18 protein-coding genes are annotated in these 20,129 nt (G+C 48.2%); 2 read left to right on the forward strand and 16 right to left on the reverse strand.

Annotation, left to right across the window (positions count from 1 at the left end; all coding sequences use genetic code 11):
* Nucleotides 1-92 precede the first annotated feature (92 nt).
* From ACWXW9_RS04130 to ACWXW9_RS04145, 4 genes are all read right to left on the reverse strand, one after another.
* Nucleotides 93-2,720, reverse strand: coding sequence for an S-layer homology domain-containing protein (locus ACWXW9_RS04130; RefSeq protein WP_494928393.1), 2,628 nt, complete (start codon nucleotides 2,718-2,720; stop codon nucleotides 93-95).
* Nucleotides 2,721-2,768: 48 nt separating this feature from the next.
* Entirely contained in the window at nucleotides 2,769-2,921 is a 153-nt protein-coding gene (locus ACWXW9_RS04135) for a hypothetical protein (protein WP_494928394.1), read from the reverse strand.
* Nucleotides 2,922-3,134: 213 nt separating this feature from the next.
* Nucleotides 3,135-4,247 carry a response regulator gene (locus ACWXW9_RS04140; RefSeq protein WP_494928395.1) on the reverse strand — a complete coding sequence of 371 codons (1,113 nt, stop codon included), beginning with the start codon at nucleotides 4,245-4,247 and terminating at the stop codon, nucleotides 3,135-3,137.
* A complete protein-coding gene (locus ACWXW9_RS04145; protein ID WP_494928396.1) occupies nucleotides 4,240-7,407 on the reverse strand; it encodes an ATP-binding protein in 3,168 nt (1,055 codons plus the stop codon). The genes ACWXW9_RS04140 and ACWXW9_RS04145 overlap by 8 nt, the downstream gene beginning before the upstream one ends.
* 86 nt (nucleotides 7,408-7,493) lie before the next feature.
* On the opposite strand from ACWXW9_RS04145, the gene ACWXW9_RS04150 reads away from it, so the two are divergent.
* Both ACWXW9_RS04150 and ACWXW9_RS04155 read left to right on the forward strand, forming a co-directional pair.
* A complete protein-coding gene (locus ACWXW9_RS04150; protein WP_494928397.1) occupies nucleotides 7,494-7,760 on the forward strand; it encodes a hypothetical protein in 267 nt (88 codons plus the stop codon).
* A 68-nt stretch (nucleotides 7,761-7,828) separates the two neighbouring features.
* A complete protein-coding gene (locus ACWXW9_RS04155; protein WP_494928398.1) occupies nucleotides 7,829-8,467 on the forward strand; it encodes a hypothetical protein in 639 nt (212 codons plus the stop codon).
* A gap of 86 nt (nucleotides 8,468-8,553) precedes the next feature.
* Here the strand turns inward: ACWXW9_RS04155 and ACWXW9_RS04160 are convergent, their stop codons facing one another.
* The 12 genes from ACWXW9_RS04160 to nikC (ACWXW9_RS04215) all read right to left on the reverse strand — a co-directional run bounded on the left by ACWXW9_RS04160 (nucleotide 8,554) and on the right by nikC (ACWXW9_RS04215) (nucleotide 20,129).
* Nucleotides 8,554-9,390 carry an Rpn family recombination-promoting nuclease/putative transposase gene (locus ACWXW9_RS04160; RefSeq protein ID WP_494928399.1) on the reverse strand — a complete coding sequence of 279 codons (837 nt, stop codon included), beginning with the start codon at nucleotides 9,388-9,390 and terminating at the stop codon, nucleotides 8,554-8,556.
* Nucleotides 9,391-9,816: 426 nt separating this feature from the next.
* On the reverse strand, nucleotides 9,817-10,584 hold the full coding sequence (locus tag ACWXW9_RS04165; protein WP_494928400.1) for an amino acid ABC transporter ATP-binding protein: 768 nt from the start codon (nucleotides 10,582-10,584) through the stop codon (nucleotides 9,817-9,819).
* A gap of 4 nt (nucleotides 10,585-10,588) precedes the next feature.
* The gene (locus ACWXW9_RS04170) at nucleotides 10,589-11,305 is read right to left on the reverse strand and encodes an amino acid ABC transporter permease (RefSeq protein ID WP_494928401.1); all 717 of its coding nucleotides are present in this window, start codon (nucleotides 11,303-11,305) and stop codon (nucleotides 10,589-10,591) included.
* Between the two features lie 30 nt (nucleotides 11,306-11,335).
* Nucleotides 11,336-12,145, reverse strand: coding sequence for a transporter substrate-binding domain-containing protein (locus tag ACWXW9_RS04175; protein ID WP_494928402.1), 810 nt, complete (start codon nucleotides 12,143-12,145; stop codon nucleotides 11,336-11,338).
* 142 nt (nucleotides 12,146-12,287) lie between these two features.
* Nucleotides 12,288-13,097 carry a nickel import ATP-binding protein NikE gene (gene nikE / locus ACWXW9_RS04180; protein ID WP_494928519.1) on the reverse strand — a complete coding sequence of 270 codons (810 nt, stop codon included), beginning with the start codon at nucleotides 13,095-13,097 and terminating at the stop codon, nucleotides 12,288-12,290.
* Between the two features lie 38 nt (nucleotides 13,098-13,135).
* A complete protein-coding gene (gene nikD, locus ACWXW9_RS04185) occupies nucleotides 13,136-13,966 on the reverse strand; it encodes a nickel import ATP-binding protein NikD (protein ID WP_494928520.1) in 831 nt (276 codons plus the stop codon).
* A gap of 19 nt (nucleotides 13,967-13,985) precedes the next feature.
* On the reverse strand, nucleotides 13,986-14,816 hold the full coding sequence (nikC, locus tag ACWXW9_RS04190; protein ID WP_149094415.1) for a nickel ABC transporter permease subunit NikC: 831 nt from the start codon (nucleotides 14,814-14,816) through the stop codon (nucleotides 13,986-13,988).
* Entirely contained in the window at nucleotides 14,816-15,760 is a 945-nt protein-coding gene (gene nikB, locus ACWXW9_RS04195) for a nickel ABC transporter permease subunit NikB (protein WP_494928403.1), read from the reverse strand. Before nikB ends, nikC (ACWXW9_RS04190) begins: the two co-directional genes overlap by 1 nt.
* Nucleotides 15,761-15,806: 46 nt before the next feature.
* Nucleotides 15,807-17,432, reverse strand: coding sequence for a nickel ABC transporter substrate-binding protein (gene nikA, locus ACWXW9_RS04200; RefSeq protein ID WP_494928404.1), 1,626 nt, complete (start codon nucleotides 17,430-17,432; stop codon nucleotides 15,807-15,809).
* A gap of 143 nt (nucleotides 17,433-17,575) precedes the next feature.
* Nucleotides 17,576-18,352: an ABC transporter ATP-binding protein gene (locus ACWXW9_RS04205; RefSeq protein ID WP_494928405.1), complete on the reverse strand. Its 777-nt coding sequence runs from the start codon at nucleotides 18,350-18,352 to the stop codon at nucleotides 17,576-17,578.
* Nucleotides 18,349-19,317: an ATP-binding cassette domain-containing protein gene (locus ACWXW9_RS04210; protein WP_494928406.1), complete on the reverse strand. Its 969-nt coding sequence runs from the start codon at nucleotides 19,315-19,317 to the stop codon at nucleotides 18,349-18,351. The genes ACWXW9_RS04205 and ACWXW9_RS04210 overlap by 4 nt, the downstream gene beginning before the upstream one ends.
* The gene (gene nikC, locus ACWXW9_RS04215; RefSeq protein ID WP_494928407.1) at nucleotides 19,314-20,129 is read right to left on the reverse strand and encodes a nickel transporter permease; all 816 of its coding nucleotides are present in this window, start codon (nucleotides 20,127-20,129) and stop codon (nucleotides 19,314-19,316) included. Before nikC (ACWXW9_RS04215) ends, ACWXW9_RS04210 begins: the two co-directional genes overlap by 4 nt.

Consider the following 20,129-nt stretch of genomic DNA (forward strand, 5'->3'; position numbering starts at 1 on the left):
TTATAGGGCAATATTTTGACTAATCTTTTTCGATAAAAAACAAAAGAGCCAAGTGCAAAATACACTTGTCCCTTTTATTTGGAGAAACGGTATTAGTTAAGTGAATCCAACAGCGTCTTCAATTGCGGATTGAGCTTCAGCGCATTCAGGATGATTTGCAGAGCTTCTGCACGTGTGGAGTTGCTCTTGGGATCAAACTTTCCATCTGCTCTGCCGTTGATGATACCTGCTTGTGCTTCAGCTTTGATCTCGTTTGCTGCATAAGAACCCTTCAGGTCATCGAAATTGCCTTTGGTGATGTCCTTCGATACGTTGTTAAGGTTTAAGATGCGGGATAAAAGAACAACCATTTCCTCCCGGGTGATCGTGTTATCCGGCTTGAACGCACCGTCCTCATACCCGCTGATTACCCCTGCCTCTACAAGTTTCTTGATTGCGTCTTTTGCCCAGTGGCTACCAACGTCCTTCAATGCAACACTCGTATTGTTGCCACCTTTGATATCGAACACGCTACTCAGAATCACTGCAAATTCAGCGCGTGTGATCTTACCATCCGGCTTGAACTTACCATCGTTGTACCCTTTAATCACATGCAGCTTTACAAAAGTATCGATAGTCTTTTCAGCCCAGTGCCCTTTAGTGTCCGGAAGAGTTGCTGTAACCGGAGTTTTTTTAGCTTCCTGAATCCGAGTCTCAATGTTCTTAATAACATTAAGGTCACCCTTCACTACATCTGACTTGAACACATCCTTTGCAGGATCAGGTGTCGGAGCCGATACAGGTGCAGGAGCTGGTACAGGAGTCGGTACAGGTGCAGGAGTCAGATTAGTGTCAGTTGTAGTAGAACTACCACCACGGCTAGAAGAACGTTTGTCGATCGTAATGACTTTCGTTCCCACAACACCTGATCCATCATGAGCAACTGCCTGAATTGTAATAGTACCAGCTTGAGTTGCAACGAGTACACCATCAGCATTGATCGTTGCTTCCCCTGTACCAGGAATTACCGACCAGCTAAAGGTTTTATCCGTTGCATTGTCAGGAGTTACATTTGCCCTAAATTGAAGAGAGTCTCCAACGGACATTGTTCCACTAGCGCCGGACACTGTGATAGCAGTAACCAACCGGGGAGCCCGTGTGACATTGACCGTATAGCTTTTCGTCGTTCCATCCTGTGCAGTCACTACAAGGCTAATGATATTTGACCCCAAACTTAGACTAATCGGATTGTTAACCGGAGTCCCATTGAGCTGTAAAGTAGCCGTCGCGTGGCTATCCGTAGTTGTATACGTAGCTGTCGTGACAGAAACATCGTTAGGCACAGTTGCAGTGTAGGCATACACATTTTCACTTACCGTTTGATCGAGCGTAATGCCGCTTAAATTCAGCGAGCTTAAGGCAGCACTATTTGAACCAGCTCGTGTAACAGTTACCGTGTAGCTTTTCGTCGTTCCATCCTGTGCAGTCACTACAAGGCTAATGACATTAGATCCCACACTTAGATTAATCGGATTGTTAACTGGAGCCCCATTGAGCTGTAAAGCCGCTGTCGCGTGGCTATCCGTAGTTGTATACGTAGCTGTCGTGACAGAAACATCGTTAGGCACAGTTGCAGTATAGGCGTACACACTTCCAGTTACCGTTTGATCAAGCGTAATGCCGCTTAAATTCAGTGAGCTTAGTGTGGCATCTGAAGAAACAGGAGGGTTCTGGCCAGCAGCCATAGCCGTAGAAATCATGAAGGTACCGACCATAAAGGGACCACTGCTTAAAGTTATGGTTTGAATTACCTTATTATCGGATGTCCTGATTACGCTCATGTTGCTGCTGCTATAATTGACCGTAAAGGCTTTACTGCCATCAGCCGAGATACCGACCACATAGGGATTAGAACCAACCGCTACGGTGCTTTCCACTGTATTACTAGCGGTATTGATTACTGAAACAGTTCCAGAGCCACTATTAGCCACGTAAACCCTGCTCCCGTCGGGAGACACCTCAGTAGCCGACGGGGAGCTGTCCACAGTTACAGTTGCTTCCACCGTGTTGTCCACAACGTTGATGGCAGAAACTGTATTGTTCCCTTGGTTAGCTACATAAATCTTGGTACCTGCAGGATTAACCGAAAGACCATACGGGCGGGCTCCCACTGTAATTTGACTGGTAATCGTATCGTTGGTAAAATCCACGACTGCTACTTTGTTAGCGCCAGACTGAGTCAGATAAAGCTTCTGGTCTGCCACTACCATTGCTACAGGACTTGATAATACACTTATTGTACCCGTAACTGTAAGCGTTGCTGTATTGATTACTGACAGTGTGTTGCTGCTCATATTAGCTACATAAGCTTTGCTGCCATCCGAGTTAAAGGCTACTCCGTGAGGTTGTGAACCCACTGTTATTGTGCCGACCACCGTATCAGTAGCCGGATTAATCACCGAAACAGTTCCACTCGTTCTGTTGGTCACAAAAACCTGGGTACCGTTCGGGTTGAACGCTGCGCTATTGGGCTGGCTCCCGACCGTAATTTTGCCCAATTCCACCGTACCGCTTTCCAAATCCACCACATCAACCTTGCCAGTATTGAAGCTTGTAATATAGGCTTTCTTTAATATGTCAGTATTAGCCGCAGAAGCGGAATTAAAATTACCTAACAAAGTTGAAATTATACATAGAATAGCTACCATTGCCGCAAGCTTCATTTTTTCTTTTCCTAACATTTTGTTCCCCCCTGATCGTTTCACAGAATGAATTTTTTTCCCATATACCTAACGTTCCCTTCTGGTCTTTCCGTTGCAGGATCTCTGCTTGCTAACATCTGATTCATGTATCGGCAGGACAATACCGTCTTCATTGCGGAATGGGGATGCCCCCGAATTTGCCAGAATTCCCAACAGTATCGCTTGATTCACTCGCCCCATATTGCCTCCCCCATTGCAGTACATTCTATCAAACTGTTCTCACAAAATTCTCACAAAACCGCGAATAATGTCGAAAAAAAAGAGACTATCCCCTACTAGATTCTTCAACTGGGAATAGTCACTTTCTTATTATCCAGTATTCAGTTTTCGGTAAAAACGGTCGGACAAGAAAAATTTTGTCCACTATTTTCCCCCATACATCGACTTTCCGACCTACTCCAAATACGACGCCTTCTGGCTTCTCAGCTCCTGCGGCGGCTCCAGCCCCAGCTCCTTGCGATAAGAAGCCTCGAACTGCGCGTAATGCCTGACGATCTTCTCCTTGTCCCCACTACTTGCATAGATGCTCAACAAGGTCTGATTCATCTCCTCATGCAGGGGATGCATGGTCAAATACGAATCAATCTTCTGCTCCGCCTTTTTCCAATCCTCCCTGGCGAGATCCTGCTGGACCAAGCTGCGTACAAGCGATGTGTACTGTTTGCAGAATACTTCCTCCAGCGGAGCTTTCCAGAGGTAATCTTTTCTATCCAGCAGCGGACCTTTGTAGAGCGAGCATACATGTTCCGCTTGCGCCGCATCCTGAAATCCACCCGCAAGAGAAAAGTCATACCGCTCATATTCCAGCACATCGTACGTTCGATCCGATGGTTCCAGCATGTACCCTTCGTTCGTTTTCTGAATCTCCATGCCGATCTCTTGCCCTTTCAACAGTTTCTTTAAACGATACATCGTGTTGTGCAAATTATGCGACGCGCGGTCCTCGCTCATATCCGGCCACAGCAATTCCGCCAATCGCCACTTGTTGAGATCCTGACCCGGATGGCAGAGGAAATAAGCGAATAACTCCTCCGTCTTGCGTGTCGGAAAGCGGATTAGCGATCCTTCCCGACTTCGGACCTCGAATCCTCCGAAGCACCGAATCGAGGCAAGCCCCACCCGCTGTTCAGCATCGCCGACAGGCCGATGCAGCTTGACCAGCCGGTTGGCGACCCGCTCGATCGCCGAGGGTGTCACGGGCTTCAAAATATAGTCGAAGGCATAAACCTTGAATGCATCCAGCGCATAATGCTTGTAAGCCGTCACGAAAATGATTTTCGTCTGCTCCGACGCTTCGTTGATATTTTCCGCGAGTTCCAGCCCGTTCATCTTTGGCATTTCCACATCAAGGAAAACAACGTCCGGCCGAAGCTCAGGAAGGCTGGCCAGCGCCTCAAGCGAGCTTGTAAAAGAACCTATGATCGTAAAGTACGGGTTTTGCCCGATGACATATTTCATTAAATTCAAAATCGGTATTTCGTCCTCCACAATGACCGCATTAAACAACCTCGCTCCTCCTCCGTTTACCCGAACCGATCTTTTCGTTACTCCTTACAGGCAAATACATCGTTATTTTAGTTCCTCTTCCCCTATCGGAGCTAATGTTTAGCGTTGCCCCTGGCAGAGAGTCCAGACGCTTGCGGATATTATGAATGCCGATGCCGCAATCCTGCAGGTCTCCTGTGGACATGCGGTACAGTAGATCATCCGATATGCCGACACCGTCGTCTTCGACTACCACCCGGATATAACCGTCTCCCTCGTTGATCGCAAGCGTCACCTTGCCGTGTCCTTCCTTCTCGAACAAACCGTGCCGAATCGCATTCTCGACAAAAGGCTGGATGCATAAAGGAGGAATTTCCAAATGCTCTATACGTTTATCGTAGTGAAAGTCGTAGTCGAACCTCTCTCCGAAACGGGCTTTTTCAATCTCAACATACGCCTGGATCAACTCCATTTCCTGGTAGAGAGGGACGAACTGCGTGGAAGAGTCCATGTCCAGGATGTAGCGCAAGTACTGACTGAGCATCGATAACAAGTACGCAGCTTTTTCCCCGTCCGTATAGCAAAATGAAATAACACTGCTCAAGGCGTTGTAGAGAAAATGCGGTTTAATCTGCGCTTGATGGAACGCCTGCTCATTGCGAATTGCTTCTTGGAGCGATGTTTTCACAGCGATCAGGGTTTGGATCCTGGCAATGAGCGTTTCCCCCTCAAACGGCTTGGTCAAATAATCGTTCGCCCCGGCCCTGAAGCCGAGCGCAATATCCTGCGGCGTATCCTTAACCGTTGCGAACAAAATGGGCAGGTCAAGAATGGAGTAGCTGCTGCGCAGTCTTTGACACAACTCAATGCCCGAGATCCCCGGCATCATCACATCGAGAATGACAAGATCGATTTGCGGGTACTCTTCTATTTTCTCCAATGCTTCTTTTGCCGAGAAAGCGGTAACGACATTGTAGCGATGCCGTTTCAAAATATTCAACAAGGTGTGGATATTGGAGGCTTCATCGTCAACAATCATTACGGTATGCTCGTGTCCATTCCAAATATTCAGCTCCTGATCCTTATCGGTATATCGCTGCTGCTCTTCCAAAGCATATGCCGTTTCACGATTAGCCGGTACTTCGACGGCGCTTGGCAATGTAAATGTCATGCGCGTGCCTTGACCGACCTCCGACCAATCCACCCGAATTTCTCCACCCATCCGTTCGACCAACTTGCGGCTAATGTACAAACCAACGCCCATTCCTGTATATCCATCCTTCGGCAGCGGCCCATCAAGTTGCTCAAAATATTCGAAAATCACAGCATGCTTATCCTTGGAAATCCCTGTTCCGGTATCCTCGACGGAAATCGTTACGGTTCCCTGGGCAACCCTTGATACCACCTTGATCGACCCTTTGCCTGTATGCTTAATGGCATTGCTAACCAAATTGTACATAACTTGACGCAGACGATTCTCGTCCGCTTGTACCCAGACGTCGGGACCGACTTGATTATCCAGTTGCACAGCTTTGCCCAAAAGCTCAAATTGCAGTACATCGAATACAATCTGTGTTACCATTCTGGCATCCACAGCGGTCGGATGCAGACCCAGTTCCCCGTGCCTCAAACGGGTAACATCGACTAAATCGTGAATGAGCATGGACAGCTTGATAGATGTATCCTTGATCAGCGAAAGATTCCGTTTTTGCTTCGGCGACAGATTTTTTTCCTCATCATCCAGCAAATAAGACGTCATATTCAGGATGCCATGCAGTGGAGTCTTGAGCTCGTGGGATGTGTTCATCAAAAACTCGTCCTTGAGCTGATTGGAAACCGTCAATTGATAGGAAAGGAGCTCCGTCTTCTCATAAGCATTCGAGAATCGAACCACGAGCAGGATATTCATGATGATGATGAAACAAACTACTCCGAGTTTTCCCACCAGATCGGTCGAAACCATATTCTCCGAATAGAGGCTTCCGTCCACCAAAAAGATCATCATCGAAACGCTTCCGCCAATAAAAAGTATTAATTCCTTTCGATCGGATGAGCCGCCTTGGCTTTGAATGTACAGATACGCCATTCTGCCAATAATGTATAGGAAAACGATGATTAAGTAAAAAAAGAAAACGTATTTTCCCTGGATATGCACATGGTAAGGCAGCGCGACAACCGCCGTAATATATAGGCCTAACGGAGTCAGTATCAGCTTCATCATCCGAGACGACATGAGGCGGGCTTCAACTGAACTGAAAAACAGGATGAGCACCACAGCGCCGACAAATTCACTTACATCCAGCAGCTTGTAAGCAATATCAAAAGGGAGGCCAGGCAGTACCCTCTGTAAAATCTTTTCGCCAAAAAGTGCTTTTTCCAATAAAAGCAGCAGCAAATACAGCCCGCTGAGCCAATATGTTTTCTCTCTTCGCCCTAGCAGGCAGAAGCTGAGATGATACACGCCAAACATGCCAAGAATCAATATAATTCCGATATCGGTGCCGATCTGTATACTGTTTAGCTTCGTCACATCTTCAGCCAATCCGAATGGGATCGAGCCAGCAATACCACCGGTGACAAATACGTAGTTAGACACTTGAATTACAATGTCGATTTCTTTGGCATCCGTGTGAAAAAACGCGCTGTAGGGCGTATTTCCAGGCTGATGCTCCTTGATATCGACTGCTGGGCGCCCACTTTCGCCTTCTAGCTTGCCGTTAATGAACAATCGATGGGAAAGGCGAATACTCCTTATTTTTAAACCTAAAACTTCATCCGTATCTTTAATCAGCACTTTCAACCGGTACGTACCATACCCTGTTCGGTTCATACCACCATTCGCTGATTTTCCTTTCCACGTGCCAGGTACGAATAAATACGAGACCTCTGTGCGCGTCCCTTCGCGAAAATCGGCAGGCTCCAGTAATTCACCTTCATAAAATTCCCACTCTCCATCCAGGTTGACCCATCCCTGCTTGTGGAAATCCCAATTCGACAAATCCAGCACTCCCCGCTTCGCAGGCGGTATGTCCTGATTCGGTATCGTTTGGGAATAAATAGTAACGAACAACACAATAGAAAGTGAAAAAATCAGGCCGATTCCGATGGCCTCACGATATTGCCCCCTTTTGATACATAGCCCCCCCTCGGAATTCATTTCAACACTTTTCATTCTATACATTACGTACTTCACAAAAAATCACAAGACTGATATAAGTGACATTGGAAATAAGCGTGGGTGAGTACACAATTTATTTTACAGACTCTATGTGTACAAGCACGGATGGCTCAGTCATCTTTGAGGCTCAGCATGTAAAAGAAAAAGCAACCATCACAGAGGAAAGTCTGCGACAACTGCTTTCTGGCTTTCAGGACCACATCTCCAGCCGAAATCTTCCTGAGATCAAGAAGTTCATTGGCAGCTATGTAGAAAAGCTGATCGTCTACCAAGAGCATGTAGAAGTCATCTTTAAGCTACAAGTTGTGGATTTGTACGATGGGGGCGAGGGGAGCCGAACCCCTGTCCGAAGATAACGTCACATAAGCTTCTACTTTGATGTCACCCTACATAATATATCTTCTAGAGAAGGGGGGTGGAAACCATGTTGAATAAGTATGAACATTTATCCAATGGACTCACTTGTATATTAATAAAAGCTGGCAAAAAGTCCTCTGCTCCATTACTCCCTGCATTCATCAACACTACTGATTTTGAAACAGTTGACAAAGCAACTACTGAATCATGGTCATATTGGAATGCAGGAGGATCTATAGTCTCTAACATCAATGGTAAGTACACAAAGATGAGCAGAGTTATTATGGGCATTGCAGAACAACCAAGTCAATTTGTTCTTGTTGCTAATCGTGACCCACTAGATTTACGAAAAGAGAATCTAGCTGTAGGAACAAAAGAAGTTATTAGTAAGGAGTCTTTTAAAGCACGACTTCAAGAGCTTGCTGCCCTACTCCCCGCACTCCCTAGAAAAGATGCAATAAAAATGCTATCTAATGACAAAAAAGATCAGGAGGCGTCAGCTGCTAATCTAAACCCTCCTGATACGGTGTACATTGAGAAAAATATTCTCACTGGGCATATTTCATTTACCGTTAAAGAAAAGAAGCGAGTACTTCTAAGTCTTAACGAACAAGATGCAACAGCCCTAATTGATATTTTTAAAGACCTCAATTGTGAATATAGGCTAAACCATCTTAAACATAGCTGTCAATCAAAAGAGATTTAAAAAGAAGTGCCTCGGTTTCGAGTCTCTTCTTTTTAATTCCTTGACATTACATTCAGTATGTCTTTTAATTCGATATAGAAATACCCTTAACTATTCTTGCTCAAGCCTTTGATTTCCTGTTCCGTTAATCCAGTGGCCTTCACAATGGTCGTTATATCCAGATTCATTTCGAGCATATTCTTGGCCACTTTCTTAACACCTTCCATTTCTGCACTTTCCAGCATAGAAGCCTCATCATGCAGATACTTCTGTCTGGCCTCATACAATCGTCTGGCATCCGAATCCTGACTCAAATATTGCAGGGTGTCCATCGCCTTCTCCAAACCTGGCTCATTCATCTTCAGCACCTCCCAATATGATGTATCGGCACTTTTTAGAAACAACAGCCAATTGATCAATCCGCCTTCAGACGGAACGCTATGCTCATCCAGCTTAGGCAATTCCAAGAAATGAACCTCAATGTCATCAATCAAGGATATCCTTGTCCGGTCTTCCCGCAAATGAAATATGTTATGATATTGCTCACCCTTCAAGAACGAATAGTTTAAAATGTTGATCGTCACGCATTTCTTCAGTTCTCGGTACTTATCGCCCTCGCTGAGTTGACTCGCATATCGTTTGGACCAATAAAACAGCGTTCGTTTCTCAATATCATACTTATTAAAAAGCTGCATTTCTATATCAATCAGTTTACCTTCAGAGGTCTTGGCGTAAACATCAAAGATGGACTGTTTGTCGAGCGGATCATCTTTATCCGTATAGGGATTCATCAGGATGATCTCAGTCAGCGGCGGCTCGCCAGCTTCGGTGAAAATACGGTTAAGAAACGCCAGTAGCACATCCTTATTGTTCTCGCTGCCAAATATCCGTTTGAATACAAAATCTACACGAGGGTCAAGTAAATCCATCGTTATCAGTTCCATTCGTTATTATTATATCATTTTCCAAGGGTTTTGAGCCTTAGAAAGGTGAGTAAAACCGCTCAGCTTGAATCAGCTTGCCGTGTTGGAACATATTAGGCATAAGTGAGCAGTTTAGTAAAAGAAAACTAAGAAGCTTTGGAGGTTTTAGAGAAGTAGTTTTAACGAATCGAAGTACGGATGAGGGATATGGAAGGCGGCTATATTTAACACTGGTTACGTGACGGCCAAACTTGCCCATCTTCTCATAGCATCAGTGAAACTCACTGTATTCATTAACCTTAAGCCCCAGAAATCGTATCAGCAAGCTTTCTAGCCGCCATGTGTATAGCCCAAAACAGCCACTGAAATGAAAAAAGACACCATTTAAGGTGTCTTCACTGGTACTGCATATGGAGGTGAACCTTGTTGTACCCCGTTCCACGTATTTTACGGAGATACGGGTTGCTCCTGTGGCGCTCTCTGTACCAACGCTTTGCCCAGGAACTGCCGTGTCCGTTCTTCCTTCGGATTGGTGAAAAACTGCTCCACCGGGCCTTGCTCCACGATCACACCATGCTCCATCAGCACGACCCGATCCGCGACATCCCTCGCAAAGCCAAGCTCATGCGTGACGATAATCATCGTATTGCCTTCACTCGCTACCTTTTGAATGACCGACAGCACTTCATCCACCAGCTCGGGGTCGAGTGAGGACGTCGGTTCGTCAAATAGCAGCACTTGCGGATTCAGCGCCAAGGCGCGGGCAATTGCCACACGCTGCTGCTGTCCACCCGAAAGCTGGGCAGGGTAGTAGGTCATGCGATCCTTCAACCCGACCTTTTCCAGAATGCCTTCACTGATCTCCCTCGCCTGCTTGCGGTCCAGCTTTTTGACACTGGTCAGGCCGATCATGACATTGTGGAGGGCATTCAGGTTTTTGAACAATTGATATTGTTGGAATACCATCGCCGTTGCCGTACGAAGTCCGAGAATGTCCTTTTTCCCCGCCTTAGCGGCATCCACCTTCACACCGTCGATCTCAATGATACCGCTGGTCGGCTGCTCCAAAAAATTGATGCTACGCAGCAATGTGGACTTGCCCGATCCGCTTGGCCCCAGAATAACCACGACTTCTCCCTTGCCTACGGTCAGGTCTATTCCCTTCAACACATGATGCTGTCCAAAATGCTTATGAATTTGATGAAGTTGAATCATGCTCTTACTCACTTCTTTCGTAAATTCGAATACGCTTCTCCAGCACAACAAGCCCGCGTTCAATAATAATGCACACCAGCCAGTAGATCAGAGACACCGCAACGTATACTTCAAAAAAGGCCAGCGCCCGCGCGCCCATAATTTTGGCCTGTCCCATCATATCGACGACACCAATCATAAAGATAAAAGACGTATCCTTTACCGTACTGATCAGCGTGTTCCCCAAATTGGGCAAAGCCATCGTTAGCGCCTGTGGCAGCACAATTTTAAGCATAATCTGTGTTTGGCTCATACCGATGGAATTGGCAGCCTCAAATTGCCCCCGATCCACCGAATTAATCGCCGCTCGGAACGTCTCCGACAGATACCCCCCGAGGTTCAACGAAAATGACAACAGTGCGAAAATCTCAGGTGGAATCACGTAGATATTTAATTGCTGCAGGAAACCATATTCGCTCTGAAAATAATATAAAAACTTGGGTATTCCATAATATACGAGAAATAACTGCACGATAAGCGGCGTTCCCCGAATGTACGAGACATACAACGTAGACAATTGCGCCAATACAGGCACCTTGTATATCCGAATTAAGGCCGTCCCCAACCCGATGATCGAACCCAGCAGCATGGACAAAAATGCAATCCATAGCGTAACGGGGAGATACTCCACGATCCGGGGAAGGCTTTTCAGCATATAATCAAGGTCAAACAGCTTTTCCATAGGAACCTCACTTTACCCATTACATTGTTGTTACTGCGGGATATATTCCCCGCCTGTCCATTGTTCAGACAGCTTTTTCAGCGTTCCGTCCGTTTTAAGCTCTTTAATAATCGGGTCGATTTTCGCTTTCAGCTCTTCGCCCTGCTTATCCTTTTTGAACACCAGATTGATACCATCCGTTTGCACAGGATCACCTATCGCTTCGACCTGCAAGCCTTCCTTCTTGATCGTAGCAGCCGTCATGACTGGATCATTCACATAAGCGTCCACCCGGCCATTTTGCACGTCCTGAAGGTTGTCGGATGAAGTGCCCGTGTCATTGTATTTCAAAATAATTTTGTTGCCGTTCTTCGCATTGTACTGTTCCAGTAATTGAGTGTAGGAATCCCCTACGGAAGCAGCTACCTTCTTGCCTTCCAAATCCTTGAGAGAGTGTATATCCGTTCTGCCTTTTTTCACAACAATGACAGATTGCGCCTGAAAGTAGGATTCATCCGAGAACAAATATTTTTGCTCACGCTCGGGATTTTTGGCGATTTCATCCGCTACGACCTGAATCTTGTTCGATTCCAGCGCCAGGAAAATTCCGTCCCAGCCGGAAGGTACAAACTCAAACTTGTAGCCGTCCAGCTTCTTGTCAATCTCCTTGACCACTTCCACATCGTACCCGGTCAGTTCATTTTTATCATTCGTAAAAGCGAACGGCGGGTAGTCATTTTGTGTGCCCACATAAATAACCTTATCCCCCGATGCTGCTTCCTTCGAGGAACACCCGCTCAAGGCTCCGGTCAATAACACGAGAGATAGGCCAATCGCTGCAACAAAAGCAGATTTCTTCATATGTGATATCCCTTCTTAATCCAAGTGATTTAGTATGATTTTATATTATAGCGGGTTATTCAAATAATACAACAGGTAAATTTGATTTCAATTACTTATCCATATGTTGCACAAAAAAAAAAGGACCCTTGCGGGTCAAATCTCATTCATGAAGTGAAAGACGGTCTGCCGGATGTTCCGGCAAAATGGACGAGATCAGCCGTTGCACAACCGGATGCGCCGATTCAAAAATCCGGTCCTTCTCGTCACAACGCTCGATCAATCTCCCCTGCTCCATCACAGCAATGCCGTCACAGACCTCGTAAGCCGCCCGAATATCATGCGTGATGAACAGATACGACAATCCAAACGAGGTTTTCAGCTCTCCCAGCAGGGATAAAATGTGTGTCTGGTGAACCATATCCAGGCTGCTGACCGACTCATCCAGCACAATGAGCTTGGGTTTGAGCGCAATCGCCCGTGCAATGTTAATCCGCTGCAGTTGTCCACCGCTGAATTGATGCGGATATTTATGCCGATCCTCCGGCTTGAGACCGACACGTTCCAGCAGATTTTCGACCGTCTTCTTGTGCTCCTGCACCGATAACCGTTCGTAATTGTCCAGAGGCTCCCCGATAATCTGCCCGGCGGTCATCCGGGGATTTACAGCCGAATAGCAGTCCTGAAATACGACCTGCATATCCCGTCGCAGTCCCCTGCGGACTTGGGGACTTCCATGATAGATGTCCTGCCCCTGGAACAGCACCTGACCCTCCTGCGGTTTCTCCAGCCCCAGAATGACCTTGCCCAGCGTGCTTTTCCCCGCTCCGCTGGTTCCAAGCAAGCCCAGACAAAATCCGCTCTCTATAGTAAGCGACACGTCAGTCAGCACAGGGGGGCGTGGTTCGGAGCAGCCCAACCATTTGCGCCTTCCATAGCTATGAGTTACTTTCTTCACTTGTAGCACGCGTATTCGCTCCCCTTTTGAAAGTGTAACCGTCCACCAGGTGACTAGCCGCCTACCTGATTTATGCCCCGGAGGGACAACTTGGGCCTGGCATGCAGCAGCATTTTCGTATATTCATGCTGTGGCTGATCGAACAACTGATGGACCTCCGCCTGCTCGACGATACGTCCCCGCTGCATGACGGCCACTTCATCCGCCATTTGCGAAATGATGCCGAGATCATGCGAGATCAGCAAAATGGAAGTATCGTACTCTGTACGCAAGCGATCCAGCTCTCTTAGCACCTGTAGCTGATTAACCACATCAAGCGCTGTCGTCGGTTCATCTGCAATAACTACCGCTGGTCGCAGGCACATGGAAATAGCGATCATGACCCGTTGCAGCATTCCCCCGCTCAACTGAAACGAATAACGCTTCATCAGCTTGGCCGGTTCGGGCAGATTCATCTTTTCCAAAGCCGTTATGGCAAGATCACGGGCCTGTCGTTTGGTTAATCCGGTGTGCGTACGGATCGTTTCCATAAACTGAGCCCCGATCGTATACACTGGCGTAAAAGCGCTCATCGGATTTTGCATAATAAACGCGATTTCCTTGCCGCGAATACGCCGCATCTCCTCGGCTGCCATGCCGTTCAGCTCGCGCCCGTTCAGACGGACACTGCCTTCCACGTCCATCGTCTGGCGATCCAGCAACTGGAGCAGCGCGTTACAGGTCACCGTTTTGCCGCTTCCACTCTCGCCGACAAGACCCAGAACCTGTCCCTTTTTCAGCTCAAAATGGATCGGCTCCAGCAGAGACACCGTCCCTGCATCGGTTTTGAGCTTCACCTGCAAGTCGCTGACCTCCAGCACCTTCGACTTCGCCCCGTCATCCATCGTTGTTCTCACTCCTGTTTTACTGACGTTTGGCAATTCCGTATCGGTCGGACAGCGCTTCTCCCAATAGATTGAAGGCCATCACCACCACCAGAATCATGACGCCCGGATAGATCATTAATTCCGGATGACTGCGAATGTATCCCGTTCCCTCATGAATCATCGCTCCCCATTCAGGAGTCGGCGGTTGGATGCCCAGACCGAGGAATGACAACGCGGAAATATCCATGATCGCCCAGCCCATCTCCAGCGTACCAATGACCACAATCGGCCGCAGCACATTCGGAATGATATGCCGCCGGATAATGGCCCCTGAGGAGGACCCGCTAATCCTTGCAGCAGCTATAAAATTCCGTTCTTTCAGACTGACGACCATATTGCGGCACATTCTGGCATAATACACCCACTGCACCATCATTAAGGCAAGCAGCACCTGCATGAGGCCCGGCCCAAAAATACCTACAATACCCAGCACCAGCACCAGATTCGGAAACGCCATAATCCCTTCGCAAAACCGCATCAGCACACTATCGACCCAGCCGCCCAAATAACCTGCAACCGATCCAATCACGACACCAATGCTAAGAGAGGACAGGAAAATTAATGTCGCAAAGCCAAGCGAAATCCGTGCTCCATACAGCAGCCGGGACAGATTACACCGACCCAAATGATCGGTTCCCAGCCAATATTCTTTTGAAGGTCCTTCCAGCTTGTGCAGTAAATTGACTTTAACCGGATCATGGGGAGCCAGCCACGGGGCCAGCGCCATAATGATAAAAAGAACCACTAGCACTATAGAACAGACCACGATCACCTTTTGACCCTTGAACATTGTACGCAACCTTATCATCACTGCTCTGCTCGTCCCTTCGATGAAATTCGGGGGTCCATATACAAATGCACCAGATCAACGAGCAAATTGCATACGATGAACAGGCATGCCGCCAAAAACACATAGCATTGTATGACGGGAATATCCCGGTTAAATATCGCTTCCACAAAGTAACGGCCAAACCCGGGCCATGAAAATACCTGCTCGACAATAATCGTTCCGGTCAGCAGCTTGCCCAGATTCATGCCCATACCAGTAATCAGCGGGGCAATGGCAATTTTGAGCACATGCTTGAGCATAATCACCCGCTCACGAATTCCTCTGGTTCTCGCATACTGGACATACGTTTCCTGAAGCTGCTCCAATACACTGGAACGCAGCAGGCGCGTATATAGAGCAATCAGAACCAGCGACAGGGTCAACGTAGGCAGCACCAGATGCTGCCACGTTCCCCTGCCCTCTACAGGCAGCCAGTCCAGCCGAACGGAGAAAAAGAAGATCAACAGATATCCCAGCCAGAATTGGGGAATAGACGCTCCAAAATATGAAATCCCTCGACTGAGCATGTCGATCCAGCCATTTTTACGCATCGCCGACAGTACGCCCAGCGGAACACTCACCACGATAGATAGCACCATACTGCTCAGAGCCAATTCAAGAGTGGCAGGCAGCCGAACCTTAACCTCGTCCCACACCGGCTTGTTGGTCAGATACGAAGTACCAAAGTCCAGCCGACTGATTCTTTGAAGTGTATGCATATACTGCGTCAGCAAAGGCCGATCCAGCCCGAATTCATGTCTTTTCTGCTCTAGGATTTCCGGAGTAGGATAAATATGAGCAGCCGTCAAATAGGCCTCGGCCGGATCAACCGGTGAAATATGAATGAGTGCAAAGGTAACGAGGGTGGCAAAGAGAACAATAGGAATGACCGCTACCATTCGCTTCCCGATATAGCTGATCATGAGTTGTCCTCCTATCTTGTAAACTACCGTTACCCTTCGGTTTCAACTACTTCCCGATTTCAATTCCCTCAAACGGATTTTCATCCCGATTGGCCGGGAATACAAAATCGGTAATCTTTTTCTGATATACTGCGGTTTTCTTAATATACGAAATAGGCACAATGGCAGATTGCTCCTGAAGGGTTTTCAGAATCGAAGCATACAGCTCTTGACGCTTGGTTTCGTCTGTCGATGAGAGCGCTTCGTGTACTTGCTGATCCAGATCCTTCTTCATCGGAAGAGCGCTCAGTACCTCGGAAATCCCGAAGCTCTTCTTGGCAATGACATTAATAAAGGAATGCGGATCATAAGGCGCACCATAGTTGTACCAGAAGTACAGATCAAACTGATTGGATCTAAGGCGCTTGATTTGAACTGTCAGCTCCAGCCCGGTCAGGTTCACCTTGACACCCAGTTCTCCCCATTCCGCCTGAATGGTTTCGGCCATCGCCTTTTGGATCGGATCAGTTTTATCAAAAATCAGCTCAAAATCGAGCTGCTGTCCATCCTTCTCCCGCACCGTACCGCCAGCAGGCAGCTTCCAGCCAGCCTCATCCAGCAGCGCTTTGGATTTTTCCACATCATAGTCAACAGGCTGTAAGTCCACATTCGTATACGGATAGTTTTTGGATAAAACAGTATCCGCTTTTTCCTCCAGCCCCGAGGTCACACCTTCCACCATCGCCTGCTTGTTAAAGCCATGCTGGAGCGCCAGACGTACTCGAAGGTCTGCCAGCTTGGGATTGGACGAGTTGAGCAACAGGCTTCTTGTACCGACAGGCTCGGACAGCTTGGTGACATACTTATCTGTATCGCGAAGCTGCTTGAAAGCATCCAGACTGATGACGCCCTCACCGTAAATCAGATCCAGATCGCCTTTCTCAAAGGCCATTACACGTGTTTCGCCATCGGGAATGATTTTTACGATAATTTTATCCACTTTCGGTGCAGTACCCCAATAATTCGGATTACGCTTAAAGGTTGCATATTCATCTTGCTTGTATTCATCCAGCATCCAAGGCCCTGTACCTACAGGTTTCTTGATGCCTTTGGACGTATCTCCATCATCCGGGAACCCGGCTTCCCCCAGAAAACGGAACGGGCGAACGACGGACAAGTCCTGAAGCACCGGATAGTAGGGCTCCTTGAGGGTCATGCGGAAGGTGCTGTCATCTACAGCTTCGGTTTTGTCGAGAATACCAACCACCCCAAGCCAACTGTGCGTTTTCTCATTTTTCATAACAGCGTCAAAGTTCTTTTTGACAATAGCCGCATTAAATGGCGTTCCATCTGAAAATTTCACGCCTTGGCGCAGCTTGAACGTATATATTTTGCCGTCCTTGGAAATGGTCCAGGATTCAGCCAAAGCTGGCTCCAACTTGCCTCCTTGCTTGTAGCTGACCAACGGCTCATAAATCATGGATTGTGCAAAAAGTTGGGAAGGATTGTATACGTGAGGGTTCATGGTACCAATGTCGCGCGGCCACGATAGCGTGATCGACTTTTCATTGGCAGTTCCGTCAGTTGAGGTGGATGCAGGTGTGTTCTCCTGCTTCGCGCAGCCCAAAATAACGGATAATAAGAGGAGTGCCACCAACATAAGGGTAGCAGTCTTGCGGTGTCGAACGGACATCAATGTAATTCCCCTTTTCTATGTACGTGATAATGATTATCATAATCATATTTAGAATAGGTATCACATCCAATTTTGTCAACAACATTCGACAAGCAATGCTCTTAATTTATTTTAAATTTGTATAATATTAAATTTATGGTTTAATCCGCCAGCGTCTGAAACAGGGTGCGCGTGTACTCATGCTGCAACAGGTGTTCATCCCATTCCTTGAGTACCTCCACGATCTCCCCTTGATACATGACAGCAATCCGATCACAAAACTGACGCGTGGATTGAAGATCATGGGTGATAAAAAGATAGGATAGCTGGCGCTCCACCTGCGCTCTCTTGAGCATGTCCAGCACAGAAGATTGCGTTGTCGTATCCAGATTGGCGACCGATTCGTCGAACAAGATGATATCCGGTTCCACTGCCAGCGCTCTGGCAATACACACCCGCTGCTTTTGTCCGCCGCTTAGCTGCGATGGGTATTTCTCCAGACAGTCCGCAGTCAGCCCCACCGATTCCAGCAAGGATAGGCAAACATTCAGTGCTTGTGCTTTTCGTTCGGGAAAATAGTTGCGGATCGGCTCCTCCAAAATATCTCGGATCGTCATGCGAGGATGCAGCGAGGAAGACGAGTCCTGCGCGACTAGCTGAATTCGTTTGTACAGATGGATATCCTTTATCCTCCCAGTGTGAATCGGCTGGTCATCCAGCCAAATCTCACCCGAAGTCAACGGTTCCAGTCTCAGAATACATTTTGCCAGCGTACTCTTGCCGCTTCCGCTTTCACCGACCAATCCCAGACACTCTCCACGTTGCAGCTCCAGACTCACCTGCTTCACAGCCTGTTCGGTATCCTGCGTCTTGGACCAGCCCTTTCTCCGTCTGCGGACAGGATAGGCTTTGGTCACTTGCTTTAATTCCAGTATCATTCGCGCATCCTTCCTTCCGGGCTCATCTCCAGTACACGATCCGCCACACGGCTCACACCCTGACGATCATGAGAAATTAGCAAAATGGTGAGATCGAAGTCCTCTCTCAACTGTTGGAACAATGCCAGAACCTTATCCCGGTTGATAACATCCAGCGCCGTGGTAGGCTCGTCGGCAATAAAAAGGCGCGGACCGGAGCTTAGCATCGCAGCCAGCAGTACCCTTTGACACATCCCTCCGCTTAATTCAAAAGGGTATGAGGACAAAATATGCTCGGGATCTGCAAACCCGACCTTCCTCAATAAAGAGCACAGATAAGCCTCCTGCGCTTGAGTAACGCGGCCTCTGGCCATCTGTGCAATCCAGCTCAGCATCTGCCGCACCTGGGGCAACAAGCCCTGAGGGAGGGCTTGCTGCGGTGCAGCAAGGGAGGGAGCGGCATCCGCATGCCCCTTCTGGTCGGGTGGCATCCAGCGCCGCCCGTGCAGTCTGAGCGTGTCCGTCAGTTGTGTGCGGACGGTACGGATTGGATTCAACCCGCTCAGCGATTGTTGAATGAGCAAGGCAATGTCCTCGCGGCGCAGCCTTTGCCAGCGCCGTTCATCGAACGGGACGATATCCTCCCCGTTGTAGTACATATGCCCCTGCGTAACGCCGATCCCCGGCTCCAGCATGCCTGAGATTGCGTGCGCGGTCAGACTCTTGCCGCATCCGCTCGGCCCGGTCAAGGCCACAATTTCCCCCGGATACACGGAAAAGCTGACATCCCGGAGCAACGGTTGATGTCCGCTTATCCGCATTGTTTCCCCATTCGCGCCTGGTTTTCTACCCGCGCCCACACCTGTTGCTGCGCCAATATGTGTACCCGCTCCTGTGCCTATGCGACATATCTCCAGATGTTCCACGTGCAACATTGGCTTGCGTCCTGCCATATTTCCTTTCATCTGTCCTGTCCCATCCTTCATTCTGCCGCCCCCTTTTCCGAGAATCGGTCTCCCAGAAGCTGGCACGCAAGCACAAACAGCATAATCGCCAAGCCCGGAAAAATCATGACATGCGGCGCCACCTGAAAATACGACGTCGCATCATGCAGCATCACGCCCCACTCCGGCTTAGGCGGCTGTACACCCAGCCCAAGAAAGGAAAGTCCGGCAACCATAAGCACCACTCGCCCGATGTCCCAGACTGCATACACAAGCAGCTGTGGCAGCACCTGCGGCAATACATAACGTCTCAGCACGCGTACATGTGAATTACCGGATAAACGGGCATATCGGACATAGTCCTCCTGACAGGCTTTTTGAACAAGGGTGCGAATATACCGAACATATCCCGCCCACCGTACCGCAATAATCGCTAAGGTCATGTTTACAAAGCCCGGACCCAAGATACCCACAATCGCCACCGTCAAAATGATATCGGGAAAAGCCAGCACGCCGTCAATGACCCGCATGACTAGCTGATCCACACGCCCGCGCACATAGCCAATGAGCAAGCCTATCGGCAAACTGATGCAGAGTGTGGCTGCTGTAATCGCACAGGCAATCAGTACGCTTGTCCGAATGCCGTAAATCAGCCGTGACAGTACATCCCGACCCAGATGATCCGTACCAAATGGATATTTCCGACTAGGTGGTGCCAAACGGTTCAGAAGGTCCACATCAAGAGGATCATGAGGAGCAACCCATGGAGCCAGTACCCCGAGCAGCACAATCAGGCCCAGCAGCACTCCTCCTGTCAGTATGCTCCCTTTGAAGGACAGCCGCATGTTTTTCAT

The sequence above is a fragment of the Paenibacillus sp. LT-B23 genome (assembly GCF_059417685.1).